The sequence below is a fragment of the Bacteroidales bacterium genome (assembly GCA_013314715.1).
Taxonomy (GTDB): Bacteria; Bacteroidota; Bacteroidia; order Bacteroidales; family GWA2-32-17; genus Ch61.
The window spans coordinates 81,363-91,436 of the sequence record JABUFC010000004.1; the positions used below are offsets into that span (position 1 = coordinate 81,363).

7 protein-coding genes are annotated in these 10,074 nt (G+C 35.1%); 3 read left to right on the plus strand and 4 right to left on the minus strand.

All coding sequences use genetic code 11. The features are described 5' to 3' along the window. Positions 1-2: 2 nt before the first annotated feature. Genes ruvA through HPY79_01780 form a run of 4 tightly spaced genes read right to left on the minus strand, consistent with a single transcriptional unit; the run spans position 3 to position 4,699 of the window. Entirely contained in the window at positions 3-590 is a 588-nt protein-coding gene (gene ruvA / locus HPY79_01765) for a Holliday junction branch migration protein RuvA (GenBank protein NSW44543.1), read from the minus strand. Between the two features lie 3 nt (positions 591-593). Beyond that, positions 594-1,655, minus strand: coding sequence for a 4-hydroxythreonine-4-phosphate dehydrogenase PdxA (gene pdxA / locus HPY79_01770; GenBank protein NSW44544.1), 1,062 nt, complete (start codon positions 1,653-1,655; stop codon positions 594-596). Between the two features lies 1 nt (position 1,656). Then, on the minus strand, positions 1,657-2,055 hold the full coding sequence (locus tag HPY79_01775; protein ID NSW44545.1) for a hypothetical protein: 399 nt from the start codon (positions 2,053-2,055) through the stop codon (positions 1,657-1,659). Positions 2,056-2,065: 10 nt separating this feature from the next. Next, positions 2,066-4,699, minus strand: coding sequence for a valine--tRNA ligase (locus HPY79_01780; GenBank protein ID NSW44546.1), 2,634 nt, complete (start codon positions 4,697-4,699; stop codon positions 2,066-2,068). Between the two features lie 165 nt (positions 4,700-4,864). Here HPY79_01780 and HPY79_01785 point away from each other — a divergent pair, with 165 nt between their 5' ends. The 3 genes from HPY79_01785 to HPY79_01795 all read left to right on the plus strand — a co-directional run. Further along, positions 4,865-5,476, plus strand: a complete 612-nt coding sequence (locus HPY79_01785) for a Crp/Fnr family transcriptional regulator (protein NSW44547.1) — start codon at positions 4,865-4,867, stop codon at positions 5,474-5,476. Positions 5,477-5,539: 63 nt separating this feature from the next. Continuing rightward, positions 5,540-6,727 carry a T9SS type A sorting domain-containing protein gene (locus tag HPY79_01790; GenBank protein NSW44548.1) on the plus strand — a complete coding sequence of 396 codons (1,188 nt, stop codon included), beginning with the start codon at positions 5,540-5,542 and terminating at the stop codon, positions 6,725-6,727. 230 nt (positions 6,728-6,957) lie between these two features. Next, the coding region (locus tag HPY79_01795; GenBank protein ID NSW44549.1) for a hypothetical protein at positions 6,958-10,074 on the plus strand (3,117 nt) is incomplete at its 3' end.

Consider the following 10,074-nt stretch of genomic DNA (forward strand, 5'->3'; position numbering starts at 1 on the left):
GTTTATAATTGCTTAAGTGCTTGTTTTATAAGCTCTTCGGTAGTTATGTTGGGTGTGTTTTTTAATATTTTATCAATAACTTTTTCTGCCATGTTTTTAGAATATCCGAGCATAAATAATGCTGATAACGCTTCTTCTTTGATTGTATTGTGTGAAGGTGAAAAAATTTCATCATTGCTACTTTGTTTTCCAAGTTTATCGCGTAATTCAACCACTAATCGTTCGGCAGTTTTTTGCCCTATTCCTTTTATGTTTTTGAGTGAGGCAATATTGGCGTTGCGAATGCTGTCTTCAATTTCATTGGCAGAACTTGCAGAAAGCATGGTACGGGCAGTGTTGGGTCCTATGCCACTCACTGAAATAAGCATTCTAAATAGTTCTCTTTCTTTTTTATCGGAAAATCCAAATAAGAGATGAGCATCTTCACGAACAATATGGTGCAAATAAAGTAAAATAGAATTTTGGGTTTGATGCTGAAGTTTTGAAAAGGTTTGCAATGAAATTTCTATTTTATATGCGATATTCGATGTTTCGATAATGGCATAAGTTGGAGTAATTTCGATTAAGGTTCCTTTAATGTATTCGTACATAGGCTATTCGTTTGTTGATTCTTTCTTGATACTTGCAACTGGATTTTGAGTAATTTCTTCGAATTCTTTTCGTTTGTGCCAAATATCAATAGCAGCATATAAAGCATTTCTAAACGATGATGGATTGGCCATATTTTTGTCGGCGATATCGAAAGCAGTGCCATGATCGGGTGAGGTTCTAACAATAGATAAACCAGCAGTATAATTTACACCTTCTTCAAAAGCTAATAATTTGAATGGTGTTAATCCTTGATCGTGATACATGGCTAATATTGCATCAAATTTTTTAAATGTTAAGGAGGCAAAGAATCCGTCAGCTGGATAAGGTCCAAAGGCTAATATTTTTTCTTCGCGTGCTTGTTTTATAGCTGGAATTATTTCGTTTTGTTCTTCGTTTCCTATAAGTCCGTTATCGCTGGCATGGGGATTAAGACCTAATACTGCTATTCTGGGACGATTTAACCCAAAATCTTTTAATAATGATTGGTGAATAAGCCTAATTTTATTTAGTATGACTTCTTTTTTTACATTTTTTGCGATTTCATTAATAGGAATATGTCCGGTGACTGTTCCAATTTTCAAGTTGTCGCTAATAAGAAACATGAGTGCTTGGTTGCCATTTCCAAACTTGCTTTGAAGATATTCGGTATGTCCAGGGAATTGAAATTGATTGGATTGAATAGATTGTTTATGAATAGGAGCAGTAACAATGGCATCTAGGAGTCCTTTTTTTAGGTCTTCGGTTGCTCTTTCTAGTGATAAGAATGCCGCTTTTCCACTCATAGGGGTTGCAGCACCGGGTTCTGCTTTAAATTCATCGTTTAAAACATTGATAAGGTTTGGGCGTTTTGGATTGGCTTCTATTGGATACTTGATAAGATTGAAACTAAAATTTTCTAATCCTATATTTTTTCTATAATAAGCAGCAATTTTAGACGAACCATATACAATGGGAATACACATTTCGTATATGCCTGCATCGACGAGTGTTTTTAATATTACTTCGTAGCCAATTCCATTAATGTCGCCGTGGGTAATTCCTATTTTAATTTTTGTCTTGTTCATATTACATCAATGTTATATTACTTGTTTCGGTATGTGTGGTTAAAGTAATTAATGGCAAACTGCCAGAAGAAATAAACATTTCTTTATATTTTTTATCGATAAGAAGGAAGGTTATGCCTTCTTTTTTTTCTGTTTTTTCTTTTACTTCAAATGTCCAAGTACTATCGCCTTGAAAATTGATTTTAATTTCTTTATCGGAGTAAAAAACACTTGCATTGAGTAAGGTTTCTTTAACACTTCCATCAGAATTGGTCGAATATACTTTGGTTGTTTTTATTGTTTTGTATTGTGTAGTATCTTCGGTTTGGGAGTCATTCGAACTTTGATGGTTATTATTTGAGTTCGAGCATGCAGATATAAAAATACTTAGTATGAATAAAATGGAAAAAAGGTTTTTCATAAAACAGAAGTTATTTAAGGGTTAAAAATTGTTGTAATTGTTTTTCTAACGCTGAAAGTTTTTTTTCGGCATCATGTTTTTTTGCTTTTTCGTTTTCTATAACTTGCGATGGTGCTTTGTTGACAAAATTTTCGTTTTGAAGTTTTTTGTTGACCGAATTTAAAAATCCCTGATAATATTCAATTTCTTTTTTTATTTTTTGAATTTCTTCATCGGCATTGATAAAATTACCCATTGGAATAAAATATTCAGTTGTGCCAACTAAAAATGCGGTTGCTGTTCCTTCGGGTTTAGAGAATAGAATATTTTCCAGATTTGCTAATTTTTTTACTATAGGTAAATATGGGGTAAGATGATAATTTGTTTGATGGATGTATAAAGTTAATTTTTCTTTTTGGGGAATGTTTTTATCGGTTCTGATATTTCTGATTTGTGATATAAGTTGTTTAATTTCTTCAAATTGTAGTAAAATTTTTTCATCTACTTTATTGGCTTGAGGATATTGGGAATACATAATACTTTCGCCTTTGTTGCGACTAGAAAGCGAATGCCATAATTCTTCGGTAATGAAAGGCATAAAAGGGTGTAAAAGTTTAAGCAGCGTGTCAAAAAATGCTAAGGTAGCTTCATAGGTTTGTTTGTCGATAGGCTGACCAAAGGGTGGTTTTATGATTTCGAGGTACCATGATGAAAATTCGTCCCAAAATGCTTTATATATTTCCATCAATGCTTCTGAAATACGGTATTTATCGAAATCATCTTCCGATTGTAGTATGGTATTGTTAATGCTGTTTTTGTACCATTCAACTGCTTTTTGAGCGTAGTCGGGCTGTGGAGCATCTTTATCAACCTGCCATTGCTGAATAAGGCGGAATGCATTCCAGATTTTATTGGCAAAATTGCGGCCTTGTTCGGTTAAACTTTCATCGAAGGGCAGGTCGTTTCCTGCGGGCGAGCATAGAAGCATACCAACACGAACACCATCGGCACCGTATTTTTGCATGAGCATAATCGGATCGGGTGAATTGCCTAATGATTTTGACATTTTACGCCCTAGTTTATCGCGTACAATGCCTGTTAGATAAACATTATGGAATGGTTTTTCGTTTCTATATTCATAGCCTGCAATAATCATACGCGCTACCCAAAAGAAAAGAATTTCGGGGGCTGTAATTAAATCGTTGGTTGGATAGTAGTATTGAATATCGGGATTGTTTGGATTGCGTATGCCATCAAAAACCGATAAAGGCCATAGCCACGATGAAAACCACGTGTCAAGTACATCAGGGTCTTGTTGAATTTGGTCTTTAGTAATGTAAGGATATTTCTTTTTTGCTAATTCAAAGGCTTGTTCTTCGGTTTCGGCAACCACAAAGTCGTTGGGGTTTTGATTGATATACCATGCAGGAATACGATGCCCCCACCATAATTGACGGCTTATGCACCAGTCTTTTACGTTTTCCATCCAATGGCGGTAAGTGTTTTTAAATTTAGGAGGAATGAGTTTAATGTTGTCGTTCATTACATTTTCCAAGGCTGGTTCTGAAAGCTTTTTCATTTTTAAAAACCATTGGGTAGAAATGCGTGGCTCAATGACTACATGGGTGCGCTCGCTGTAGCCAACTTTATTGAGGTACGATTCTGTTTTTAAAAGCAGACCTTGTTTTTCGAGTTCTTGAGCTACTAATTTACGGGCTTCGAAACGATCAATTCCCACAAAGAGCTGGGCTTTTTCGTTTAATGTGCCATCTTCGTTAAAAGTATCGATTACATCGAGGTTGTGTTTTATGCCTAATTCGTAGTCGTTTGGGTCGTGGGCAGGAGTAACCTTCAATGCTCCGGTACCAAAGTCCATTTCAACGTATTCGTCGGTAATAATCGGTACTATGCGATTTACAAGAGGAACACGAACTTTTTTGCCGTGATATTTTTGGTAACGTTCATCGTTTGGATTAACACATAAAGCGGTATCGCCCAAAATTGTTTCGGGGCGAGTGGTAGCAACCGGAATGTATTCGTCGGTGCCTTCAACAAAATATTTTACGTAATAGAGATTTGAATTTTCTTCTTTGTAAATAACTTCTTCGTCAGATAGTGCTGTTTTAGCTTGGGGATCCCAGTTTACAATACGAATGCCCCTGTATATAAGTCCTTTGTTATATAAATCGACAAAAACTTTGATGACGCTTTCGCTTAGTGCCGGATCCATAGTGAAGCAGGTACGATCCCAATCGCACGATGCTCCTAACTTTTTTAATTGCTCCAGAATTATTCCACCGTGTTTTTCTTTCCATTCCCATGCATGTTTTAAAAATTCTTCGCGTGTAAGGTTGTTTTTGTCAATTCCTTCGGCTTTGAGTTTGGCAACTACTTTGGCTTCGGTTGCTATCGATGCGTGGTCGGTACCTGGTACCCAGCAAGCATTTTTGCCCTTCATGCGTGCACGACGTATAAGGACATCCTGAAGGGTGTTGTTGAGCATATGTCCCATGTGCAAAACACCGGTTACATTGGGTGGTGGAATTACAATGGTATAAGGTTCGCGATGGTCCGGAATAGATTTAAATAATTTATGCTCAAGCCAATATTGGTACCATTTATCTTCAATCTCAAGAGGATTGTATTTCGATTCTATAATATTCATTTCTACATTTTTTTCTGCCCGCAAAAATAACAATTAATTACTTATTGTCAAATTAAATAAGGTAGATTAAAATGACTTTGGACATCGTAAAAAATTTGTCATTTCGTTTAAATATATTAATTTTGAATGATAATGATAAAATGTGTCGAATATATATATACTAAAATGGGAAAAAAAATAAAACAAAGCATCTTATCTAACATATACAATTATATTTCATCTATAATAGAAATAGATGATAATGAATGGAGTTATTATTCTGCTATGTTTGAAATTAAGGAAATTAAAAAAAAAGATATATTGCTGATGCCAGATTCAATATGCAAAAATGTTTATTTTGTTAATCATGGTTTATTGCGTATCTTTTTTTTAGATAGAAATGGTAATGAAATAACATTCTATTTTGCTTTAGAAAATGATTTAGCTACTGATTTAGAAAGCTTTCTTTTAGAAACACCTTCTCATTATTGTATTCAAGCTTTAGAAGATACTCAAGTTGTTGTTTGGTCTCGTTATATGATTCAAGATGGTTACTATCATTTACGTTATGGTGATAGACTTGCAAGAATTATTTTAGAAAAATATTTTGTGCTTTTTAGCCGAAAATTACAATCTCTTTATACTAAAAATCCACTTGAACGATATAATGATATGATTAAACGATATCCAACTATAATGCAAAGAATACCTCAACATTATATTGCTTCATATTTAAATATAACATCTGTTCATTTGAGTCGTTTAAAACGATTAAATAAAAAAATTAACAAATGTTAATGTTTTTGAAGTTTTAAAATAATTATTTTGCATTAAATAATATCATTAAAAAAATAGAAAAATATGCTTAGTAAACTTTTATTTATATTTATTGGTTTAATACTTTGTGTAAATATATTTTATGCTCAACCTTATCAAGTTGGTCATATTAGTATGTCATTTTATGATCCTGCTCGCAATAATCGTGAAGTATCAACCGAAATATATTATCCTTCATTAATAACAGGAGATAATGTTCCTGTGGCACCAGGAGTATTTCCATACTTGGTTTTTGGTCATGGTTTTTTAATGGGGGCGAGTGATTATACTAAATTATCCGATTCGTTAGTTTCAGAAGGTTATATAGTTATTTATGTAACAACTTGTATGACAGTATTTACGTCTGATCATGAGACTTTTAGGTTAGATTTAGCATTTATAAGTAGTATTTTTTATTCGTTAAATAGCAATATTTCTTCATCATTTTATGGAAAAATAATCGATAAAAAAGCTATCATAGGACATTCTATGGGAGGTGGTTGTACGGTTTTAGCTGCTCAAAACAATCCAAATATTAATGCTATTATTTGTTTATCTCCATTGGGCACCACGAATCCTTCAGCTATTTCAGTTGCTGATTTAGTAAACGTACCCGCATTGATTATTGGAGCAAGTGGAGACTCTGTTTGTCCTGCAAATACAATGGGAATACCTATCTACGATTCACTTTCATCTACGTGCAAAGTTTTTATATCTATTATTGGAGGTGGACATTGTTTGTTTGGAAATAACTCAAATGGTGCATGCAGTTTAGGCGAAAGTGCTTCTGGATCAAGCATTACTATAACAAATGACCAACAAAATGATGCAACTCTTGATTTTATGATACCTTGGTTAAATTATCATCTTAAAAATGATCAAAATTCAATCATAAGTTTTTTTGATTCGTTACAGATATCTCCAAGAGTTGAAACAATGAATTCATGTTTAATAAATTCTTACATAGATATACAAGATAATAGTCAATTATCGGTTAATTGTTTTATTCATGAAGATAATTTAAATATTGTTGTTTATAATGTTACAGGAGAAAATTTAAAGATACAAATAATCGACGTTTTAGGTAAAGTTGTTTACAATGAAATTGAGCAACATCATTATAATGAAGAATATGTATCAAGTATTATAAATATTAATCAGTTAAATAAAGGTATTTATATAGTTAAGATATGTGATGATAAAAAAATGAAAAGTTTAAAAATTATAAAATAAATATTATTTAATATTTTATTCGTTTTTTATTTGTAATAATAAGTGAACTAAATATAAATAGTTTACAGGTATTTTTTTACATTTTACCCCCAAAACAGTAATCTAAGAAGTTTCATATTAAATATAACTTTTTTTTTATTAGTTCAAATATAAAAATAAACTAATTAGCTATAAAACATTTATAATGAAGCAACCTTTTGTTTTTGAATACGTCTAAAAAAAAAATTATTATGTTGAAGTATAGCTTATTAGTTTATTTATTTTTGGTTTGGTGGTTTCAAACAACAGCGCAAATTCAGATAAATGAATCATTTACCCCTCAGCAATTGGTGCAAAATTATTTTATTGGAGGCGGGGTAACTGTTACCAATGTCCAATTTCATGGTGCTTTAACAAGTACTGGTGCTACGTGTAATCAAATAGCTTATTTTTCAAATGGAAATTCAACCACTCTTGGTATGGATGCTGGTATTGTTATTACTACCGGTTGTGTGGGCAATGTACCTCAAAGTGGTAGTGCTTTTATGTCAACTGATTTAACATTAGCGGGTGTTCCTGAGCTTACATCGCTTGCTGGAGCAGAAACATACGATGGAGCGGTTTTAGAATTCGATTTTGTTCCTTTAGATAATCAAGTGTCGTTTACTTATATATTTGGTTCCGAAGAATATCCCGAATTTGTTAATGCTGGGTATAATGATATTTTTACTTTCTTTATCACGGGTCCAAATCCAGGAGGTGGAAATTATAATAATACCAATATAGCATTAATTCCTGGTACATCTACTCCTGTTTCTATAGATAATGTTAATGCTGGCTCATACCCACAATACTTTGTAGATAATGATGGCAGCTCCAATCAGCCCGTATTCGATGGTTTTACAACACCACTTAATGCTGTAGCCGATGTTGTGCCTTGTCAAACCTACCATTTAAAAATTTGTATAGCTGATGCTGGTGATGGAGTATATGATTCAGGAGTTTTTCTTAAGAGAAATTCGTTAAGTACCGATGCCATTGATTTAGTAGTAAGTTATTCAACGGGAAGTGCTCCAGCCGGTGAAGGCTGTTCTACTGCCACACTTACAGCTACCATTGGAACCGCACCAGCTAACCCTGTTACTGTAAATTATACCATTGGTGGAACAGCTAATACTGCTGATTTTACACAACCCATACCGACAAGTATTACGATTCCAGCAGGACAGACATCGGCTTCGTTTACATTAAATCCTATTATTGACGGGTTGACCGAAGGTGTAGAATATGTTGTTTTTAGTATGCCAAGTAGCTGTGGTGGAACAGCTACCGATACCGTTTATATTGCTGACAATACTGCTTTAAGTGTGAATGCTGGTCAAGATCAAACTTTATGTTCTACGGCATTACCTGCTTCTCTTACAGCTACACCAACAGGTGGTGTTCAACCTTATTTGTATGCTTGGAGTAATGGTGCCGGAAATAGCCAAACGGTATCCGTTTCGCCATCATCTACTACTCATTACGTTGTAACTGTTACAGATGCCTGTGGACAATCGGCAACCGATGTGGTTGATGTTATTATTATTCCGAATCCTACTTCTGATTTTACTTTAAATACTCCTATCTGTGCTGGAGAAGTAGTTAATATTCAATATACTGGGAATGCTTCGGCTTCGGCGACTTACAATTGGAATTTTAATGGTGCTACTATTATAAACGGAGGTACAGGGCAAGGACCTCATCAAATAACATGGAACACAGCAGGCACTTACACGGTCTCACTTACTGTTACCGAAGGTGGATGTTCTAGTTCGCCTACTCAACATGATGTTTTAGTGTACGATCAAGGATCATCAAATTGTTGTACTATGCCTAGTCCGAATGCTGGACCCGATAAAACTATTTGCGGCTTAACGACTTCGCTCGAAGCTATAAATTCTATGGCAGGCGTATGGACTTCGGTGCCTGCTACAGCATCGATTCAACAGCCAACTAATCCAAATTCTTCTGTGTCGGTACCCAACGAAGGTACTTATTTATTTATATGGACAGAGTCCACTTCGGCTTTCTGTACAAATAGGGATACTGTTTCTATTACATTTATTCAAATGCCCAATGCTAGCGCTGGTTCAGGGGGTAATGTTTGCTCACATTCTTTTACATTAAATGGCTCAACCAATGTTGGCGTAGGAACATGGTCAGCAAATCCTTCGGTAGGTGTATCGTTTGCCGATATTCACAACCCTGTAACTAACGTTAGTGTTCAAAATGATGGTGTTTATACATTTACTTGGACGGTAGATAATAATGGTTGTATCAATAGTTCGCAAAATCAAGTAAGTTTTTATGAACAACCGGTAGCTTTTGCCGGCAACGACGATGCTGTATGCTCCCTTTCGTATAATTTACAAGGGACGTTAAATGTTGGTGTGGGGACATGGTCGGGTACAGGTCCAGGAACCTTATCGTTTAGCGGTGGGGTAAACAATCCTTTAGCTACGGTTACAGTTTCAAATACCGGTCAATATACGCTTATATGGAATGTTGATAATCATGGTTGTACCGATGCTGACTCTGTTGTTTTGTTACTTACTCAAATACCAACTTCAAACTTTACAGTTGATACTATTAATTGTAGTGGTCAATCAACTATGGTTACTTATACCGGACAAGCTGCTTCAAATGCAATATACACATGGTCGTGGGATGGAGGCAATGCTATGCCAGGAACAGGAGTGGGACCCCATATGGTTAATTGGTCTGATGCCGGATTACACAATATCTCATTAATTGTTTCGGTAAATGGATGTACTTCTAATAATACTATTGTGCAAGTTTTCAATCCTGAACCACTTACCAGTTCGCTTACCAAAACCGATCTTTTATGTTATGGCGATGCCAATGGTTCGATCGTTTCTACCGTTAGTGGAGGACGTTTGCCCTATACGTATCAATGGTCGAATGGAGCCAATACACCGAATTTATTTAACATTACTGCCGATATTTATACTGTAACTATTACCGATGCCAGTGGTTGTACCAAGACCGATGGTATTACCGTAAATCAACCGCCGCAGTTAGTGGCATCGGTTACGCCTACCCAATACATTTGCATTGACCAACCCGCATATTTGAGCCTCACGGCTACCGGTGGAACGCCTCCTTATCAGTACTATTGGGACGGACAATCGTCAAACCCTTCTGTTGCCGTTTATCCGCAAGTTACAACGAGCTATAGCGCTTCGGTAGTCGATGCCAATGGTTGCAGCAGTCCGTTGTTGACTACTACGGTTTATGTGGCTCCTCCGTTGCATGTTAATTTATTAGCCAATACCGACCATGTTTGTCCCGGCGATCCCATTATG